Annotated in this window: 14 protein-coding genes and 1 other annotated feature; of the genes, 1 reads left to right on the forward strand and 13 read right to left on the reverse strand. The window is 40.6% G+C overall.

Features of this window, described 5'->3' with window-relative positions:
• Positions 1–359: 359 nt before the first annotated feature.
• The 6 genes from DH10bf12_RS15015 to DH10bf12_RS15040 form a co-directional block, all read right to left on the reverse strand.
• Positions 360–995 carry a stage II sporulation protein M gene (locus tag DH10bf12_RS15015; protein WP_471736056.1) on the reverse strand — a complete coding sequence of 212 codons (636 nt, stop codon included), beginning with the start codon at positions 993–995 and terminating at the stop codon, positions 360–362.
• A 438-nt stretch (positions 996–1433) separates the two neighbouring features.
• Positions 1434–2309, reverse strand: coding sequence for an ankyrin repeat domain-containing protein (locus DH10bf12_RS15020; RefSeq protein ID WP_471736057.1), 876 nt, complete (start codon positions 2307–2309; stop codon positions 1434–1436).
• Between the two features lie 54 nt (positions 2310–2363).
• Entirely contained in the window at positions 2364–5858 is a 3495-nt protein-coding gene (locus DH10bf12_RS15025; protein ID WP_471736058.1) for an Ig-like domain-containing protein, read from the reverse strand.
• Positions 5859–5962: 104 nt separating this feature from the next.
• Positions 5963–7672, reverse strand: a complete 1710-nt coding sequence (locus tag DH10bf12_RS15030; RefSeq protein WP_471736059.1) for a sensor domain-containing diguanylate cyclase — start codon at positions 7670–7672, stop codon at positions 5963–5965.
• 103 nt (positions 7673–7775) lie between these two features.
• Positions 7776–9047: a bifunctional folylpolyglutamate synthase/dihydrofolate synthase gene (locus DH10bf12_RS15035; RefSeq protein ID WP_471736060.1), complete on the reverse strand. Its 1272-nt coding sequence runs from the start codon at positions 9045–9047 to the stop codon at positions 7776–7778.
• A gap of 55 nt (positions 9048–9102) precedes the next feature.
• Positions 9103–11742 carry a valine--tRNA ligase gene (locus DH10bf12_RS15040; protein WP_471736061.1) on the reverse strand — a complete coding sequence of 880 codons (2640 nt, stop codon included), beginning with the start codon at positions 11740–11742 and terminating at the stop codon, positions 9103–9105.
• Positions 11743–11808: 66 nt separating this feature from the next.
• Positions 11809–12032: a binding site (T-box leader), on the reverse strand.
• 105 nt (positions 12033–12137) lie between these two features.
• Here DH10bf12_RS15040 and DH10bf12_RS15045 point away from each other — a divergent pair.
• Complete coding sequence (locus tag DH10bf12_RS15045; protein ID WP_471736062.1) at positions 12138–12329, forward strand: hypothetical protein; 192 nt, start codon at positions 12138–12140, stop codon at positions 12327–12329.
• On the opposite strand, the gene DH10bf12_RS15050 is transcribed toward DH10bf12_RS15045, so the two are convergent.
• The 7 genes from DH10bf12_RS15050 to hemA form a co-directional block, all read right to left on the reverse strand.
• A complete protein-coding gene (locus DH10bf12_RS15050) occupies positions 12311–13237 on the reverse strand; it encodes a hypothetical protein (RefSeq protein WP_471736063.1) in 927 nt (308 codons plus the stop codon). The two genes, DH10bf12_RS15045 and DH10bf12_RS15050, sit on opposite strands and share 19 nt — an antisense overlap.
• A gap of 96 nt (positions 13238–13333) precedes the next feature.
• Positions 13334–14629 (reverse strand): glutamate-1-semialdehyde 2,1-aminomutase, encoded by a 1296-nt coding sequence (hemL, locus tag DH10bf12_RS15055; protein ID WP_471736064.1) that lies wholly within the window; start codon positions 14627–14629, stop codon positions 13334–13336.
• 21 nt (positions 14630–14650) lie between these two features.
• Positions 14651–15631 (reverse strand): porphobilinogen synthase, encoded by a 981-nt coding sequence (gene hemB, locus DH10bf12_RS15060; RefSeq protein WP_471736065.1) that lies wholly within the window; start codon positions 15629–15631, stop codon positions 14651–14653.
• A 37-nt stretch (positions 15632–15668) separates the two neighbouring features.
• The gene (locus DH10bf12_RS15065) at positions 15669–16430 is read right to left on the reverse strand and encodes a uroporphyrinogen-III synthase (protein WP_471736066.1); all 762 of its coding nucleotides are present in this window, start codon (positions 16428–16430) and stop codon (positions 15669–15671) included.
• Between the two features lies 1 nt (position 16431).
• Complete coding sequence (gene hemC, locus DH10bf12_RS15070; RefSeq protein ID WP_471736067.1) at positions 16432–17364, reverse strand: hydroxymethylbilane synthase; 933 nt, start codon at positions 17362–17364, stop codon at positions 16432–16434.
• Between the two features lie 33 nt (positions 17365–17397).
• The gene (locus DH10bf12_RS15075) at positions 17398–18231 is read right to left on the reverse strand and encodes a cytochrome c biogenesis protein (RefSeq protein WP_471736068.1); all 834 of its coding nucleotides are present in this window, start codon (positions 18229–18231) and stop codon (positions 17398–17400) included.
• 15 nt (positions 18232–18246) lie between these two features.
• Positions 18247–19581, reverse strand: coding sequence for a glutamyl-tRNA reductase (gene hemA, locus DH10bf12_RS15080; RefSeq protein ID WP_471736069.1), 1335 nt, complete (start codon positions 19579–19581; stop codon positions 18247–18249).
• Positions 19582–19885 lie beyond the last annotated feature (304 nt).

Raw genomic sequence — 19885 nt, forward strand, 5'->3', positions numbered from 1 at the left:
AAAGCAGCGGAGTTCAGCTCTAACCCGTTCCGTTGAGAGGTCCTTTTTGCGAATTAAAACCCTAAATAAACCGCTAATTCACACACAAATTAGCGGTTTTTGAATGCTGTTATACAGGGAATTCACACGTTTTTAGAGGTTAAAAGTAAAAGATTAGTATACTGCATTAACACATATTACATTTATAACTGTAATATGTGTTTTTTATTGGAATTTATGTGTGAATTACGATGTTGAAAGTGGTGTAAATTACTGTTTGTAAAGTATGTAATTTCTCAATTTATATCATAAAGGATTGAAGAATGAACTAATGAAATTTATTCAACTAAAAGGCTAAATGATAGGTTTTGCTAGTATAGTTATAAAAAAATTCCCACAAGAAAAGAAGTGATGAACGCTTCAACTAAAGCAGCGAGTATAAACAAAGGAATGATAATCATTATGTAACTCGTAAGCCCCTGGCTTAACAATTTAGTAACCTTTTCAGATTTCCTCTTCTTCAAAAATACTATTTTTACCATATTTTTATTAATGTACATACTGACTGCTACACTATAAAGAATAGGCATTATTTCAATTACTGCGTGGGGTATAAAAGCTATAAACATCGTTTGTATAACATTGTATTTCATAATCATCCCATAACCAGCAATTATTCCTACAGCGGCAAAAGAAAGTAAACCATAAATAAATGGAAGCCCATATATGGGAATGAGTCCGCATAAAATGATGATTCCTCCAACAAACAAATTATTTAATAGTATCGAAAAAAAAGTTTGTACATTTGTAGGGTTATCATTGTCTTCATTTAACATTTGTTCTGCAATACCATTAGTTTGTTGGATGATAAAATCTTCAAAGTAAAATGAGGAGAAAAACAAAGCGAAAGCGGTTAATATCCCTACAATAATTACGATGAGAATATTTTTACTATAATATTCTTTATAAAATCTATATTCTAATATGTATAATTCTTTTAATTTAGCAACATTCATTATTAGTAAATACCTCCCATTTAAATTCATTTATAAAACTTTGATCTTATCGTTAATTCTTTTTGAATAAAGGTTGTTTGAAACTCAAAATTCTTTTCAAGAGTGATACGTTCTTAGTGAGTGGTAAGTTTCACTAATTTGATATAAGATCCGTTTTAATGAAAAATAGCATTATAATATATGGTTTAATTTAACATTTTAACATTATCCACTTTCTAATTTTTAAATACAGACAAAACGGAGTTTTTTTCAATGAAAAAACCTTTAAAAGCCCAACAAATTCAATGAGTGAACTTGTGTTTTTTTAAAGGTTAAAAGTTATACAATTATCTTTTAAAAGTAACTTTAATGTTGTGCTAATATATCTGCTTTTTAGACTGTTATTTTTGTTGTGAGTACCTCTCAACAGAACGGGTTAAGTTCAGCTCTCGCTGCTTTTTAATTTTGTGATAAAAGTGAAATGATACCTCTATTATAATACTTTCCCGCTATATCTTCAGCTGTTTCACCGCTGCTATTTTCACTCTGAATATCAGCACCTAATTGTATCAGCATCTCTGCAGACTCAACAAAACCATAATCCACTGCAAACATCAATGGTGTCCAACCATTTTCATTCTGCCAGTTAATGTCATCAGTTTTTGCAAACTCTCTGATCCAGTCAGGTTGATTCGCCTTAACAGCAATCATCATCGGGGTATCACTGTTGCCATTTACTTTACCACCTGAATAAGTGATAGATTCAACGATAAATGATACTGAATTAAATGGAAATCTGGCAGCTGTATGATAAAGTGTATCTCCGGATGAGTTAATTGCACCAGAATCAACTTTCTTTTCGGTCAGCCAATTAAAAAGTTCACTGTCCTGCATTCTCAGTGCTTCAAATAAGAGCGTCTCTTCCTGATCATTTACTTCATGGACTAAATCGGCATCTTGATTATGAATAATTTGTAGTAGTTCACGTATCCTGGCATTCACATCATGTTCATCAATTGTGGGATCTATCATAGCGCCTGCAGCCAGCCATGCATCACCATCTGAAAGATTGGCTCCTTCTGCAAGTAAGAGGCTTGCGATTTCAGGCTGCACATAAATAACTGCTGACTGAAATGCACTCATCCCTTCTTCATTCATTACATTTACGTCTTGTCCCTGTCCTATCATGGCTGAGACTGACGCAAGATCGCCTTCAGCAATTGCGCTAAATAACATATCATTATCTATCTCTTTTGGCCTGTTTATCAGAAACACGGTTAGAAGAATACTTATCAGGAGTACGCCAGTCAATATCATTATCCATTTCTTTTTCACACAAAAACCCCCAGCTATACTTGAACTAAAAAGAAAAGGCTGATTGCTCAGCCTTTAATATCTGTCCCCATTATCAGCATCTTCAACATCTTCATTTTCTCTTACATGCACAGTAATCGTATCTGTATAAGTGTTTCCACCCTCTGTCGTTACGACAACCTGGACAATGTTATTTTCTCCTATACGCACACCACTGACATCTCCATTGTTATTCAGGTTAATAAATGGATTATCACCAGTGCCCGTTATATCTGTATACACAATACTTTCAATATCAGTGGCATCGGCAGGTGTGATTTGAAGCTCTGATGAGAGCGGGAAGGTATCACCTTTACCGATCACAATCACTTCTTTTTTAAACCCTGCATCAACTAATGGAGATAAGACGTTGATGATCACTTCATCTCTCACTCCATTCGGTGCCTGAACATAAACTTTAGCTGTCCCAGCACCTGTTCCCCTGATCACACCAGGAGATAGTACTTCAGCAACTGATAGATCACTTGAAGTCCATTCTAGACTTTCAGTATCTGCATATTCAGGTTCAACTGATACCGTAAATGAATTAAATACGTCAAATTTATTAATCGTGACTTCACCAGGTTCGACATTAAGTGAAGAAATTTCTCTCGTTTTTACAGTGATAATTGTTTCAGCAACCACTTCAGTTCCATTTGCATTGATTCCCCGCGCCACAGCTTTCGTCGTTCCCGGCTGTAGTCCGGTTACAGTACGTGCAGCTGCATTGACAGATGCAATTGAACGATTCTCAAGTGAAATTTCAATACTGCCGGATGCATCAGAAGGATTGACCGTCATTGGCAGTTCAGCAGTTTCACCAACAAATACTTCAACACGCTCAAGCACGATTGATTCAATTGGTATTCTCACAGCAACATTCGACTTTTTAGTCATCTTGTTTCCAAACACGTCTGTAACTGTGACTGTGACAATGGCATTTCCATTACCAACCGCTTTAATAATTCCATTTTGCGTTACAGTAATGACATTGGAATCTGAAGAAGACCATTCAATCTTTTCAATTTTCGCCTCCTGAGGGCTATAACTGAAATCCCCTGAAGCAGTCAGGTTTCTTTCAATTCCTTTATCAAGTGCGATTGATTCCGTCAGCCGGACTTCAGTCAGTGGATTTCCAGCTACGAAATCGATTCTATTAAAATATTCTGTAAAGGTTCCTGCATAATTCTCTTTATTATTATTACCATTATTCTCTTTACCATAGACCTGATCATAGGTTAAAGATGAATCTGCAAGAGAATAAAGTCCACTTTGCATTGAAGTGATACCGATTGAAAATTTCACAGGGTCGGCACCCCGGGACCCACCGTTTTGACTGCCATTAAAATCTCTTGAATATTCAATTCGGGGAATTGTCCCTGATACTGTGTACCCAATATCAATACTTCCTGTTTTCGTCAAATAATCAGGCAGTTCAACTACTTCAATATTCGGAGGGAACACTTCTTTAAACTGTATACTTTCCAGACTGATTGATTGATTACCTGCAAGGTCACTTCGATGCACCGGTTTAGGTTTCAGTTCATAATTCAGCTGCATCAAATCATTTCTGACTTCATAGACAGGTTTTACCGGCAAGATAGTCCTGGATAGTTCAAGCAGGTTTTCAGTTTCAAATACATTCACAGTTCTTTCATCAACTGTTTCGGCACCTTTTTCATCCGTAGCAACAATTCTGATTCTTACCTTTCCTTCTGCTGGCATCCCATGTGCTAACTGAAGGTTGATTGTCTCACCGTTTCTGGAACTTTCTTTATGGTGAATAAGCGAATCATTCATATATACCTTTACGTCATTTGTCTTAGCTGAAAGATCGTAATCCTCTACTGTAAAACTTAGCGGGATTGTCTGATTAATCGGAAAAGCCGCTTCGTTTTCAGGAGTGTGCACAGTAATTTCAGGTGCATGATTCGCTCCAAAGAATGCACGATACATCGTGTTTACAAATAACCTCTGTTCAGGATCTGGAAAGTTCGTCGACGTATGCCCTGTGCCTGAGTAGGTAATATTTCCTTTTGAATATGTGTAATAGTGATTCCAGCTGTCATTTTCATCACGGCTACTACCAATAATGTTGTACCACGGAATGACATTTTCATCCTCAAGGTCCAACGTGTAATACTGGTTATGTGTAGTCGCAATCCTGACGTTTTCAGGAAGATCAAAAGGAAATGATGTCATCAAACCTTCATTTACTTTTTTAGTATTCTGTGAGGTATTGGGTGCACCATTCCCCAGATTTGTTTCCGGCGCCTTCTGACCTGTTGCTTCCATAAAATTATTTACCCATACATTGTTATTATTGAAAATCGTATCATGGGTAAACATGACACTTTGCTGTGAATCTATATATTTTTTCAGTGAACCAACCGCACCCTGACTTAGATTCGCGTAATTATACGTGTCTGAGAATCCGAAAATCACCATATCATATTTCCCATTAATGACCTCATGCGAATAAAGCGCTGACTGAGACGATGCATTTTTGCTATTATTAAAGACGTCAAAACCAGTAACATCAATATTAATTTTATATTGGTTATTTTGTGTTAAATAATCCTGATTCATATTATTTGGTCTTTGCAGAGAACTATTGCTATTTCGATAGACCTGTAAAACATTGATTTCAACCGGCTTATCTTCAAACAAAAATTGTCCGGTCTCATAATCACTGAGGATAACATTATCATGAGGCTGCACAAGCTCCAGTTTCCACATCCTTGGACCTGAGAATCCAAAGGGCAATTCGTAGTTAAGACTCGTGTCCAGGCTTCTCACATCAACTTCCCTAACAACTTCTTCAGCATCAAACCGGTCATTAAAATCCTGATCGATATAAAGACGCAGCTTCATTCGGCTGGTTGATTGATTGTGGATATTTACTCTAAAGCTGATCGTGTCACCTGCTTTATATCCGTTCGTGTAAGATGAGTTCCAGCCGGCAGGTGCGGAGGTTATATTGAATGAAGGTTTTTTTGTAAAATCATTTTGCATAAAAGAATTAAATACTTTATTAAAGCTGTTATTACCGCTATTTTCGAAATACATTACAGAGCTGCCTGTTAGGTTTGAAAATTTCTGCTGCAAAATCCCACCATTATTTATACTGCTTTTATGAAGGAACACAGGCTGTTTCTTGTCTATGAAACGTTCGATAACCTCATTCGCTTTTAAGTTTGTAATATCATTTTGTACTGCTGACGTATTGTGATTACGTCCATTTACACCTTGCCCGGAATAAGTTCCTTCTCCAATGATGATCCCATCATATTTTCCGTCTAGTGCTTCTCTGCCTGCTACAAATCTTTTCATTGAAATCGTGTCAACACTTATGTTGTATTGATTGACTCCGCTAAAATCCGGATTCTGACTTTTTCCATCTACTGTTATTTCAAGAAAAAGTACATCTTTTGAGGAAATCCCCTCCGCTGAAGCTGTAATAAAAGTGTGGGCGCTGAAAGATACCCATATTAACAACAGAATTAATGGAAAACATATGATTCTCCTCAAAACAACCCACTCCTTTATAACCAATAGTATAAGATTATATTACCACAAAATTAATAAACTCATACTTTTAACACATATAAAATTATACTACTATTAGCCGATCATTATTTAACATAAGCAGCCACTTTATTTCTTCCTTTTTGCTTGGCACCAATGTAAAGCGCTCTATCGGCATTTCTTAACAGATTCTTTGAGGAATCGGTATCCTGAGGGGATGAAGCGACTCCGATACTGACAGTCATACTGATTTGCGACATTTCCCTGTTTTTACTCAGGTCATGCTGGATTTCGAAGATACAATTCTCAACTGCACACCTGATTTTTTCCCCGATGATTTGTGCTTCTTCTTTTGTTTTCCCACTGAGAAGAAGGACAAATTCCTCTCCGCCATACCTTGCTATTAAAGCATCTCGGCCTGCCGTTTCAATTAATAACCCTGCGAGTTCTTTTAATAGATCGTTTCCACTTTCGTGACCGTATGTGTCATTTACCTTCTTGAAGTGGTCGATATCGAGCAGAATGAGTGAGAGTGCATTCATATGGCCTTTTTGCAGCCTGTCAAACTCTTTTTCGAGGTGCTCATTGAAGTATCTAAAATTATATAGTCCGGTCAATGCGCAGCGCTCGCTTCTTTTTACATTACGCTGATAGTTTCTCGCATTTTGCATAGCAATAGCCAGATAGGAACATAGAATCTCAAGAATCGCGATCAGATGGGTTCCAAATGCATTTTTCTTTTTAGATGCAGCGAGGAGAACTGCAACCGTCCTTTTATTTCGCTGGATTGGTACACAGATAATGCTTTCAATATCTGCCGGTATGTATCCCTCAACCTTTTCCATCCATTCTGATTTTTTATTAAATAATAAGGCTTCACCGGTTTCCCACACTTTACCTGAAATACCTTCCCCTTTTCTGACAGGGGCCAGGTTATTCGGTTCAATCTGACCATTTTCAATTCTGCGCAGCAATACCAGTTCATCTCTGCCCGAATGTACATCTAATACATACGTATAATCAAGTGGCATCAGATCCGCAAGTTTGTTTGTAAAAAGGTCCAACACTTCACTGACATTTAGACGCTCTGCAAGCTGGTGACCGATCTTAGCCGACTTTGCAAGGTCAGTATTCACCCGCTCAGATGTATTATAAAGTCTTAAGATCATCGTAACTGCAAGAAACGGGATGCCAAGCAGCAATGTAGCTGAGGGGCCTAATAGTTGCAGCAGATAATAGAGTGCAAGACCAAAAGGCATACTGAGCATAGTAGCAGCGTAATCCAGCTTTGTGTCACTGCTGAAAAATGCATATCGGTTTCTGATCAGCCAATTAAATGTGTACAGATAAATATGGTTAGCAAAAATATGAATAAAGATATATACAGCAGAAGCGGCAACAAGCGGTCCGAAGCCTGCTGCTATATTGATATTCATTTGATAAAAGACGAAGCCTGCCAATAAGCTGATTAACATAAACATTGCAGAATTAAGAGGAAAACGATATAACGTTTTCAGCGTCATTTTTGCTCTGATTAATAAAGGAATCAGTACAATCTGCATGAGGAGCATTTCAAAAAATAGTCCGTACGTTAAAAAGGCAGCAAGATTGATCCAGTGAATAATAAAAATCGTTGTATGATCCACTTTAAATGGGAGATAAGCTGAAATTACCGCCAGCCCGATCAGGCTAATCGCAATTCTCCAATCGATCTCAGTGATGGGACTAACCTGATAGGCAATGTATAATCCCGTCGGAAATACAATTAGCCACATAAGCCACAATACCCACTTTACGGATTTGTTCACTTCTTTCATCTTATCTCACCACACTTTTTTATGATAATAGTCACATTTAACTTTTATCATAACAAATAATCTGCTGGTCGTCACAAAGTTTTTAACAAATGAAAATTTTCTATTAATTGAGGTGATTTTTCAGATGTCTGTAAATTCCTGATAAAAAGTACAATGACCCAGTGATCATATATACTGTATGCTCATCCGGCGTTAAGCTCCCGAACCACTCAGTTCCTTCAACTGCCTGTTTATGAGGATGACGGCTGATTTTGAAAAGGTCATCTGCAGCTGCTGCCCTTGGAAAATCAAATGATGTAAACGTGATTTGATCAGCGTGCTGATCCAACTGACTGATCATTTGCGTCAGATCTTTATCAGAAACAGCTGCAAAGACAAAATGAATTCTCCTCGCACTGTATTTCTGATGTACCGTTTTCACCATCATTTCAATCCCCTCAGGGTTATGTGCACCATCCATGATGACCAGTGGATTTTGACTGATTGTTTCAAACCTTCCAGGCCAGAAGGTTTTTTCAAGTCCTGATATGATAGAATTTCTGGAAATTTCATGATCAATAGTTTTAACCATCGTGACTGCAAGTGAAGCATTTTCGACTTGATGTAATCCACTCATAGAGGTCTTCAGATGCAGATCTCCGTTATAAATAAACTGCTCCCTTGCCTCTTCAGATGCAATTTGCTCAATTTGAAATTGCTGTCCAAATTCATATACAGGAGCATTCATTTTTTCAGCCTGCGATAAAATGACTTGTCTGGCACCTGCATGTTTTACATTTAAAACGAGTGGTGTGCCTTTTTTGATAATCCCTGCTTTTTCATATGCAATCTCTTCATATGAATCTCCAAGAATACTGACATGATCCAGGCCGATTGATGTAATGCAGCTGCAGACCGGTTCAATGATGTTTGTAGAATCAAACCTTCCTCCGAGTCCTACCTCTATCAGTACAAAGTCTACCTTTTTCATTTCACCGAAATAATAAAACATCATCGCAGTGATCACTTCAAATTCCGTTGGACCTCCGAGCTCATGCTGTTCGAGTTCATCTGCGAGCGGCTTAATTTTATTCACTAATGCTGTCCATTCTTCTTCAGGTGCGGGTTTCCCATTTACAGAAATTCTCTCATTAAAGACTTCAAAATAAGGAGAGGTAAAACTGCCGACTGAATAACCTTCCTCCTGCAGCACATTTCTTAGAAAACTGAGCGTTGAACCCTTGCCATTGGTTCCGCCAATATGTACCGCTGTTATGTTCTGATGAGGGTTCCCAAGCCGGTCCATCATCCATTCCATACGCTCAAGCCCCGGCTTAATACCAAGTCTTAACCTGCCATGAATCCAGTCTACTGCTTCTTCAAAATTCTTTATCAATGTGATCACTCCTTAAAAAAGCGGACAGACAGTAATGTCTATCCGCTCAACCTTTTTATACTGTGCGCAGTTCTTCGATTCTTGTCTTAACAGCTTCCTGTTTTGATAGATAATCTTTCTGCTTCGCACGTTCTTCTTCTACGACTGCTTCAGGCGCTTTACTGACAAAACGCTCGTTGCCAAGCTTTTTCTCTACACGGTCAACTTCTTTCGTCCATTTATCCAGCTCTTTTTCAAGACGGGCAATTTCTTCATCTACATTGATCAGTCCTTCTAAAGGCAGGAACAGTTCTGCATTGGTCACAACAGCAGACATGGCTTTTTCAGGCGCTTTCACGTCTGTACCAATTTCAAGCCTTTCAGGGTTACAGAACTTTTCAATATACGCTTCGTTTTTCGTTAAGCGCTCTGCTGTCTGATCATTGGCTGCACGGATCATCAGGTTTACTTTTTTGCTCATTGGCGTGTTCACTTCAGCACGGATGTTTCTTACTGAACGGATTATTTCGATTAAGAGCTTCATTTCTTCATCTGCTTCACGATCAATGTGATTTTCATTCACAGTCGGCCATGAAGCTTCTGTAATTGATTTTCCTTCATGTGGAAGGTTCTGCCAGATCTCTTCAGTGATAAATGGCATAAACGGATGAAGCAGACGCATTGTCTGATCCAGCACGTGTGCAAGAATTGAACGAGTTGTCTTTTTCGCTTCCTCGTCTTCACCGTTCAATGGCAGCTTCGCCATTTCAATATACCAGCTGCAGAAATCATCCCAGATAAAGTTATAAAGTGTACGGCCGACTTCACCGAATTCATAGCGGTCAGCAAGGCTCGTTACGTTTTCAATTGTGTCATTCAGACGCGTCAGAATCCACTTGTCAGCGACTGACTTTTTACCGGTCAGGTCAATCTCGTCAAATGTAAGACCATCCATATTCATCAGTGCAAATCTTGATGCATTCCAGATCTTGTTGGCAAAGTTCCAGATTGATTCAACTCTTTCCATTGAGAAACGGAGGTCCTGACCAGGAGATGAACCGGTTGTCAGTACGTAACGCAGTGAGTCTGCACCGTATTGCTCAATCACATCCATCGGATCAATGCCGTTACCGAGGGATTTTGACATTTTACGTCCTTCAGCATCACGCACGAGTCCGTGGATTAGTACATCTTTGAATGGACGCTGGCCCGTAAATTCAACTCCCTGGAAAATCATACGGGATACCCAGAATGCGATGATGTCATAACCGGTTACAAGCGCTGATGTCGGATAGTAGCGCTGAAGATCTGCTGATTCTTCGTCCGGCCAGCCCATTGTTGAAAACGGCCAAAGTGCAGATGAGAACCATGTATCAAGCACGTCGTCATCCTGACTCCAGTTTTCAATATCTTCAGGCGCCTCTTCACCTACATAAAGCTCACCTGTCTCCTTGTGATACCATGCAGGAATCCTGTGTCCCCACCAGAGCTGTCGTGAAATACACCAGTCTCTAATATTCTCCATCCATCTCATATACGTATTTTCAAAACGGTTCGGTACAAAATTAACTTTTCCTTCAGTCTCCTGGATATCCATGGCCTGTTTCGCAAGCGGCTCCATTTTAACAAACCACTGTGTTGAAAGGTAAGGCTCAACAACAGCTCCGCTTCTCTCAGAGTGTCCAACTGAGTGCAGGTGCTCTTCAATTTCAAACAGTATACCGTCTTCCTGGAGGTCTTTTACGATCTGCTTGCGGCACTCGAAACGGTCCATACCTTTATATTTTCCTGCATTGTCATTCATTGAGCCGTCCTCATTCATGACAAGTACACGTTCGAGGTTATGACGGTTACCGATTTCAAAGTCGTTCGGGTCGTGCGCAGGCGTTATTTTTACAGCGCCCGAACCGAATCCCATATCCACGTAATCATCAGCAACAATTTCAATTTCACGCCCTACGATCGGAAGCTTTACAGTTTTGCCGATCAGGTGCTTGTAGCGGTCATCTTCAGGATGCACAGCTACTGCAGTATCACCAAGCATCGTTTCAGGACGCGTAGTCGCAATCTCAATATGACCGCTGCCATCAGTCAGCGGATATCTCATATGATAGAAGGCACCCTGCACATCTTTATGAATTACTTCAATATCTGAAAGGGCAGTTTTTGTTGCCGGATCCCAGTTGATAATATATTCACCGCGGTAAATTAAGCCTTTATTATAAAGGTCAATAAATACCTTTTGAACTGCTTTAGAAAGTCCATCATCAAGTGTAAACCGTTCTCTGCTGTAATCAAGCCCAAGACCGAGCTTAGACCATTGCGCACGGATATGCTGAGCATACTCTTCCTTCCACTTCCATGACTCTTCTAAGAAAGCTTCACGACCAAGCTCATAGCGGGATTTCCCCTGCTCACGGAGCTTTTGATCAACTTTTGCCTGTGTTGCGATTCCTGCATGGTCCATACCAGGGAGCCATAGGACATCATAGCCCTGCATCCGCTTCATTCTTGTCAGAATATCCTGAAGCGCTGTATCCCAGGCATGTCCCAGGTGCAGTTTACCTGTTACGTTTGGAGGCGGGATCACAATTGTATAGGGATCCTTACTTTCATCACTTCTTGCTTCAAATACTTTCTCCTTCAACCACCACTCATAGCGGCCCTCTTCAATCGCCTTCGGATCATACTTTGTAGGCATCGATGTTTCATTCATAGTAAAACCTCCATATTTAAAGTAATAGTCAGCAGCTTTTTCACAACAAAAAAATCCCGTTCGCCATAAAAGGACGAAGGGATTTGATTCGCGGTACCACCTTTTTACACAGACTGATCTCTGTGCACTCAATTAAGATAACGGCTTCTAACCGGCACCGGCTACTTAAATGTTCACCGGTACTGCTCACAGGCGACTTCTGCAGGATCAATTCTGGAAATTCTCTCACCAAATGAATTTCTTCTCTGAAGAACGAAAATCTGCATACTACTCCTGTTCAAGGCATCATATATATGCTCTATCATAATCAAAACGCTGCTGTTTCGTCAATAAAAATCGCAAAAAACCTCTTCCTGCATAAGATAACTAATAAAGTTTCAGGAGAGGAGTCAATGATGGGGAAGAAAATGTTTCCAAAGCCCAAACCGCCATGGTGGAGAAAATGCCGTTGTACACTTCAAAAAATCATCGTCCCGCTCTGTATCTTTCAAACAATCCGTTTACTGTTACTCCCTTCAACGATTGATGTACTGATACTCGGCTTTTTGGTTGGTGTGGCCTGTGTCCTTTATTTTGAATGGATTTGAGTTCCGGGAATACGGATCAGTTCGCCTCTATTAAATGGACGCCTCGATTCGAACTGGTTCACTTTCATCAGTTGGAGCATCGGAATTCCATATCGCTCTGCGACCGTTTCTGGTGTTTCATCCTGTTGAGCGATATGTATTTTTATTACTGTTCGCTCTTCTTCTAAGGATTTAACAAAACGCGTAAAAGTATCTTCACCTTTTTTCTCATTCTGATCTTCTTCAACAAATTCTTCTTCATCATCTACTTCTATTTCTTCTTCAACTTCAACCCTTACTTCTTCATTGAAATCTTTAATAACAGGTTCAGCTGTTATTTCAGGAATCGCCTCAAGTGTTTCAGGTGTGTCTTCAGGAGCTTCCTGAGCTGCCGGCTCTGGTACTTCAGTTTTTTCTGTTATCAACTGTTCAGTTTTCGTTTCTGTCTCCGGTTCAGCAATCCCTTCCCACTCTTCTAATGGATTAGGCAGCACCCTCGGCTCTTCTTCAGCTCTTTCAGGCTTCGGCTCTATTATACCTTCGATCATAATATCAGCAGTCACATTCAGCCTTCCGCTCTCCGGTATCTCATAGTCCACATGATCAATGTACACTTCAACATCCTGCTTTCTCTCCACTCTTGCAGATGAAATGGAGATAGAAAGCGGGAAGTGATGTTCAAAATAAATGAGATCCTCCATTACTACAGATTCCTGTACCTCTGTGTCCTGCAGTGCACGCAGTTGATCAGTCACCGGCTCATAACTGCCTTCTCCCGCTAAATGGAGCGTACCTTCCACTACTACCTGATCAGCATGTTCAGTAATGGATACACTCGGTTCAAACGATAGAGAACGTAATTCACTCAGTACCTGATCCCCTTTAAACACGATATTTTCCTGTAATTGATAAATCGTATTTTTCGTCATCACGGCCTCCTCATAATCAGTCTTTTATAATTTATGATCATCAGGAACCCGTTATGATAAAAAACCAGCCGGAATTTACTCCAGGCTGGTTAAGATTTATCTTTTTGATGAAATTTCTTTAAAGGAAGCCTCAACAGCATTCAGTGTTTTTTCAAGATCCTCATCACTGTGAACAGTTGAGAGGAACCAGCCTTCAAATTGTGATGGCGGAAGGAATACACCATTTTCAGCCATTAGTCTATAAAACTCACCGAACATATTAAGATCTGACGTTTTGGCTTTCTCAAAATCAGTTACTTTTTCATTCGTGAAGAAGAAACCAAGCATTGATCCTGCACGATTAACTGAATGAGGAATATTGTACTTCTCAGCGAGCTCAGTGAAGCCTGCCTGTAATTTGTCACCAGCCTGAATAAAGTGATCATAGCTTTCTTCAGTCAGCTGAGATAGTGTTGCGTATCCCGCTGCCATCGCAAGCGGATTTCCTGATAAAGTTCCAGCCTGATAAATCGGCCCGGCTGGCGCAATGAATTCCATAATATCTTTACGGCCGCCAAAAGCACCTACCGGAAGACCTCCACCGATTACTTTACCAAGGCAGGTAAGATCAGGTGTTACACCAAGGTGACCCTGTGCACAGTTATATCCGACACGGAAACCTGTCATGACTTCATCAAAGATCAGCAGTGCACCGTGGTCTGAAGTTAACGTTTTCAGCTCTTCAAGGAAGCCTTCAACCGGAGGCACGACACCCATGTTACCTGCAACCGGCTCAACAATGACCCCGGCGATTTCACTTCCGTATTCTTTAAATACATACTGAATTGATTCGAAATCATTATAAGGAACTGTAATCGTGTTTTGCGCAACGCTTGCCGGTACTCCTGGAGAATCAGGCAGACCGAGCGTCGCAACACCGGAACCCGCTTTGATCAGCAGACTGTCACCGTGCCCGTGATAACAGCCTTCAAATTTCACGATTTTATCTCGGCCTGTAAACCCTCTGGCAAGTCTGAGTGCACTCATCGTAGCTTCTGTTCCTGAAGAAACCATTCTTACTTTTTCAATAGATGGTACACGCTCAATCACAAGCTCAGCCAGCTTGTTTTCAGCTAGGCTTGGTGCCCCGAAGCTTGTACCGCTCTCTGCAGTTTTTTTGATTTCTTCAATCACGTGATCATCGGCATGACCAAGAATTAATGGTCCCCATGAGAGCACATAGTCGATATATTCATTTCCATCAATATCATAGATTTTTGACCCTTTACCTTTTTCCATAAAGATCGGATCCATGTTAACGGATTTAAATGCGCGGACGGGGCTGTTTACTCCGCCTGGCATTAGTTCTGATGCTGTTTTAAATGCTTCCTGAGACTTTTCATATGAACGCATGCTACCGCTCCTTTTAAAAATTTATTGATCTTTCAGCCAGCGTGATGCTTCTTTTGCGTGATACGTAATGATCAGGTCTGCACCGGCACGTTTCATGCTTGTCAGCTTTTCAAGGATGACTTCCTGCTCGTTGATCCAGCCGTTTGCTGCAGCTGCCTTAATCATTGAATACTCACCGCTTACGTTATAAGCAACAACAGGAAGCGTGTGACGGTCTTTTACTTCCCTCATAATATCAAGATAAGATAGAGCAGGTTTCACAATCAGAAAGTCTGCACCTTCATTTACGTCAGAATCTGCTTCTCTTAATGCTTCCATCCGGTTAGCCGGATCCATCTGATAGGTTTTACGGTCCCCAAACTGTGGTGAACTGTGAGCTGCGTCTCTGAAAGGTCCGTAAAAGCTTGAAGAATACTTCACTGCATAACTCATAATCGGTACATCATGATATCCTGCTTCATCAAGACCATAACGGATCGCAGCGACAAATCCATCCATCATGTTGGATGGCGCAATAATATCAGCGCCCGCTCTTGCCTGGCTGACTGCAGTTTTAGCAAGCAGGTCCAGTGTAGGGTCATTCAGAACTTTACCGCCTTCAATTACACCACAATGACCATGATCAGTGTATTGACATAGACAGGTATCCGCTACGATCACCATCTCAGGTACTGCTTTTTTGATTAGTCTAGTTGCCTGCTGGACAATGCCTTCTTCAGCATAGGCCTGAGAGCCGACAGCATCCTTCTCTTTCGGGACACCAAACAAAATGACAGACTGAATACCGAGAGACTGACATTCTTTAATTTCATCCATCACACCATCTAATGAGACATGAAAAACGCCCGGCATTGAAGGAACTTCCTTCCGGATATTTTCACCTTCAACGACAAACAGCGGATAAATAAAGTCTTCCGGTCGAAGCCATGTTTCACGCACCATCGAACGCAGCGCATCAGATCCTCTCAATCTGCGGTGACGGTCAAATTGTAATTCATTCATTTAAAACCCTCCTGAATACGATTAAAAACACTCATGTTTACTTCAGAGACGAAGCAATCTCTTCAATCATCGCTTCCATTGTATATTCTGAAGGTTCGATATGTACAGGCAAAGCGATCTTCTTTAACGCATCTGTTGTCGTAGGTCCTACACTTGCAACTTTAATCAGACCTTGTCTGATATTTGAAAGCAGTAGTGGATCAGCTTCAATTGCTTTATCAAACCGCTCTGCAGCAGATGGGGAAAAGAATGTAATGATATCAGCTGTCCTGAGTTCATTCAAAAGATCTGCCGACATGTCTGGAACTGTATTTTTGTATACCGTCCAGCTAATGCATTCATATCCTTTTTCGATAAGAAACTTTGCAATTTCACCCCGTGAAAGATTTCCCTGTGGAAAAAGAACAGAACCTGCGACCGGCTCTGTAAAATCTTCCTTAAAACTAGCAGCAGAATAGAGCGGCGGAATGTAGTGAACGGGTAGTCCTTCCTGTTTTAATGCGTCAGCTGTTTTTGATCCAACAGCACCGATTTTCTTTGAGGCCACCAGATCTTTTAATCCCGCTTCTTCTATTAATCTGCAAAAGTAATGAGCGCCGTGCTTACTCGTAAAAATAATCCAGTCTGAGTTGTTGAGTTCACGCTTTTTCTGTTCATCCAGGGTAACTGATTCAGGCTCAATCCGGATCATAGGTGTAATAACCGGAATTCCCCCGCTATGTTCAATCAGTAAGCGATCCTGTTCTGATGAGCGTAAATCTCTGGTCAGGACAACCTTCACCCCGTTCAGGGAAGCCATCTCACTGACCTTCCTGTTCGATCTTAACCTGATCAATTAACGCTTTAGCGCCCTGCTCTGTCAGGATTTCAGCAGCTTTTAAGCCAACTTCAATCGGATCATTTCCACTGATCACTTCTTTATACACTTTCGTTCCATCCGGAGATGCAACCAGCGCTGTCAAGGAAACGCCATCTTCAATCTGTGTTGCATATCCGGCAATTGGCACCTGGCACCCACCTTCCATTTTATGGAGGAATGTGCGCTCAGCCGTAACAGTCAAAGCGGTTTCCTGGTCACTGAAACGATTTAGTAATTCTCTCAGTTCAGTGTCACTTTCTCTGCATTCAATTGATAATGCACCCTGTCCAATCGCTGGCAGACAATCTTCAGGAGATAGAAATTCTGAGACTACATCTTTTGACCAGCCCATTCTGGAAAGTCCTGCAGCGGCTAGAATAATCGCATCAAAGTTTTCAGTTTCAAGCTTTTTCAGTCGAGTATCAATATTTCCACGGATCCACTGAACTTTCAAATCGGGACGTACTGCAAGAATTTGTGCACCGCGTCTCAGGCTGCTCGTGCCAATAATTGATCCTGCCGGCAGTTCCTCAAGTGTTTCATTATTTTTGGAAATCAATGCATCTCTAGGGTCCTCACGCTCCGGAATACTGCCGATAATCAAACCCTCAGGCAGCTCAGCAGGCATATCTTTCATACTGTGAACAGCCATATCGATTTCACCATCGATCATTGCCTGTTCAATTTCCTTTACAAAAAGCCCTTTGCCTCCTACTTTAGAAAGCTTTACATTTTGAATCTGGTCGCCCTTCGTGACGATCTCTTTAATCTCAAACTCTGTACCTGGTTCAAGCGACTTTAATTGTTCAATTACCCATTTTGTCTGTGTAATCGCAAGCTTACTCCTGCGTGACCCTACAATGATTCTTCTCATAAATAAATGCCTCCAATGAATAGTTATCGTGATTTAGACTGACCAGAAATGGAATGATGATAACCTGCTGCCAAGTAAGAAGTTGATCAGCAGGCAGCCAAAAGCGGCTGTGTTTAACAGTGCCAGCGACTTACCTGACTGTCCTTTTCCAAACCTTCTGTATAAGAATACGCCATAGATTGTTAACAGCAGGAACGAACCTGAAATTTTAATATCGTACCAGAGGACTGTCGGCAGTGATACAACTGCCCACTGAACACCCAGAATCAGACTCAATAACAGCAGCGGAAAACCAATGCTGTTTAATATCACGGACCCCTTTTCAAGCTTTGCAAGATCAGTGATCCGCTGAATTTTCTGCCCCCACTTTTTCTTTTTTAACAGTCTGTATTGAAGTAAGTATAAAATGGAAAAGACGACTGAAATCGAAAAAGCTGCATAAGAGACAATGGCCATTGTAATATGAATCAGAAGCAGTTCAGACATCAGGCGTTCTGCAGCTGCTTCTGTACTTGCCTGAACGGGGGCGAATGTATGTATCGCCATGAAAGTAAATCCGATCAGGTTAACAAAAAAGACAGTAAAATCAATTTTTAATAATCGGTTGAGTACTAGCGAAAGCGTTAGTAATACCCAGGCATAAAAATAAATACCTTCAAATAATGTTAAAACCGGAAACCTGCCTGTTCTAAACATATACAGAAATAAAAAAATTGTTTGGAGAACCCAGACAATTGACAAAAGCCAGAAGGCAACGCGATTCGCCTTCTGGTCTCTTTGTACATAATCCATAAAATATAATAGCACGCTGATTGCATAGAGGATGATCATGACTTCATGCAGCCGTGTCATTGACAGTTCAAACATGTGTGATCCTCCCCGTTAACTTTGCAGTGAAAGCTGAGGCTGAAGTTTTACTGATTCAGCCGACTTTGCTTCAACACGTTCAGTTTGCTGCGTCAAATTAAAAATCTGTTTGAACAGCTCAAGCTTTTCATCACCATCAGGTAATGCTGCCAGCTCTTTTGCCTGCAAAATCGGATCTTTCAACAATTGATTAATAATACTTTTTGTATGCTTATTAAGAACTTTTCGTTCACGGTCTGTCAGGCTCGGCATTTTACGCTCAATACTCACCATCGTTTCAGCCTGAATTGCAAGTGCTTTGTCGCGCAGCTCTGAAATAACCGGAACCACACCAAGCATGTTTAACCATTCTTTAAACGCAACAATTGCTTCTTCAACCATCAGACCGATCTGTTCAGCAGCTACTTTGCGCTCCTCAAGATTTGCTTGTACGATTCCTTCAAGATCATCAATATCATAGAGAAATACGTTATCAAGCTCATTGATCGCAGGATCAAGATCTCTCGGGACTGCAATATCCACCATAAAGAACGGACGGCCTTTACGCATTCTTTCAACGTCTGTCATCATTTCTTTACTGATCAATGCTTCCTGTGCCCCTGTTGAAGTAATCAGAATATCTGCTTCAATTAACGCACACTGAAGCTCTCTCAGCTCTTTTGCACTTCCTGAGAACTTGTCTGCAAGTGCAGCGGCTTTCTCAAATGTGCGATTAATGACAGTCACTTTAGTTGCGCCACTCCCCTGCAGGTTCTGAATCGCAAGCTCACCCATTTTACCCGCGCCGAGAATAAGCACATGTTTTTTATTTAAATCTCCGAATATCTTTTTAGCAAGTTCAACTGCAGCATAAGAAACAGAGACAGCATTCGATGCAATATCAGTTTCTGAATGTGCTTTTTTAGCAAGCGTTACAGCTTGTTTAAATAGTTCATTGAAAACCGTACCCGTTGTACCATTTTCCTGTCCTGTAAAGAAGCTTTTTCGTACCTGTCCAAGAATTTGAGTCTCGCCTACGATCATCGAATCAAGTCCGCAGCTTACCTTGAACAAGTGCTCCATTGCACCATCTTTCTCGTAAATAAACAAATAAGGACTAAACTCATCCTTGTCCAGGTTAAACCAGTCAGCTAAAAATTGCTTTATATAATAACGACCTGTGTGAAGCTGATCGACTACTGCATATATCTCAGTACGATTACATGTCGAAACGATGACGTTCTCCAGTATACTCTTTCGGGACTGAAGCTCCGTCATTGCTTTACTAAGATCCGCTTCCTGGAAAGAAAGACGCTCTCTCATCTCTACAGGGGCCGTTTTGTAATTCAAACCTACCACTAAAATGTGCATGTGCTGAATGACACCCCCACGAATTAATCATTACTCCCATTATAACATGATTAAGATCATGTCCTAATGGTAAATGTGAACAACCATTGAACCGTACAGATACAGCGTCCGGATTGTGCCGGTTCGCACTGCTGTATCAAGATTTCATCTGAACTAAGGGTACCAAAGCAACCGTTCGTTTTCAATAGTTCTGCTCAATATCAGAATCTTCGATGAAAACGTTTTAATAATCTATTCATTCACTACTTTTGTGTTTTATAAACATAGACTTTGTTAAAGTTGGCTGATGCTTTCCGCTTCAGGG

The sequence above is a fragment of the Jeotgalibacillus sp. 10bf12 genome, assembly GCF_055597105.1.

Excerpts from the sequence above, each read along its gene's own strand:
- DH10bf12_RS15015 (WP_471736056.1), bottom strand. The coding sequence starts at position 995 with ATGAATGTTGCTAAATTAAAAGAATTATACATATTAGAATATAGATTT.
- DH10bf12_RS15030 (WP_471736059.1), bottom strand. The coding sequence starts at position 7,672 with ATGAAAGAAGTGAACAAATCCGTAAAGTGGGTATTGTGGCTTATGTGG.
- DH10bf12_RS15040 (WP_471736061.1), bottom strand. The coding sequence starts at position 11,742 with ATGAATGAAACATCGATGCCTACAAAGTATGATCCGAAGGCGATTGAA.
- DH10bf12_RS15045 (WP_471736062.1), top strand. The coding sequence starts at position 12,138 with ATGGGGAAGAAAATGTTTCCAAAGCCCAAACCGCCATGGTGGAGAAAA.
- DH10bf12_RS15050 (WP_471736063.1), bottom strand. The coding sequence starts at position 13,237 with ATGACGAAAAATACGATTTATCAATTACAGGAAAATATCGTGTTTAAA.
- hemL (WP_471736064.1), bottom strand. The coding sequence starts at position 14,629 with ATGCGTTCATATGAAAAGTCTCAGGAAGCATTTAAAACAGCATCAGAA.
- hemB (WP_471736065.1), bottom strand. The coding sequence starts at position 15,631 with ATGAATGAATTACAATTTGACCGTCACCGCAGATTGAGAGGATCTGAT.
- DH10bf12_RS15065 (WP_471736066.1), bottom strand. The coding sequence starts at position 16,430 with ATGGCTTCCCTGAACGGGGTGAAGGTTGTCCTGACCAGAGATTTACGC.
- hemC (WP_471736067.1), bottom strand. The coding sequence starts at position 17,364 with ATGAGAAGAATCATTGTAGGGTCACGCAGGAGTAAGCTTGCGATTACA.
- DH10bf12_RS15075 (WP_471736068.1), bottom strand. The coding sequence starts at position 18,231 with ATGTTTGAACTGTCAATGACACGGCTGCATGAAGTCATGATCATCCTC.
- hemA (WP_471736069.1), bottom strand. The coding sequence starts at position 19,581 with ATGCACATTTTAGTGGTAGGTTTGAATTACAAAACGGCCCCTGTAGAG.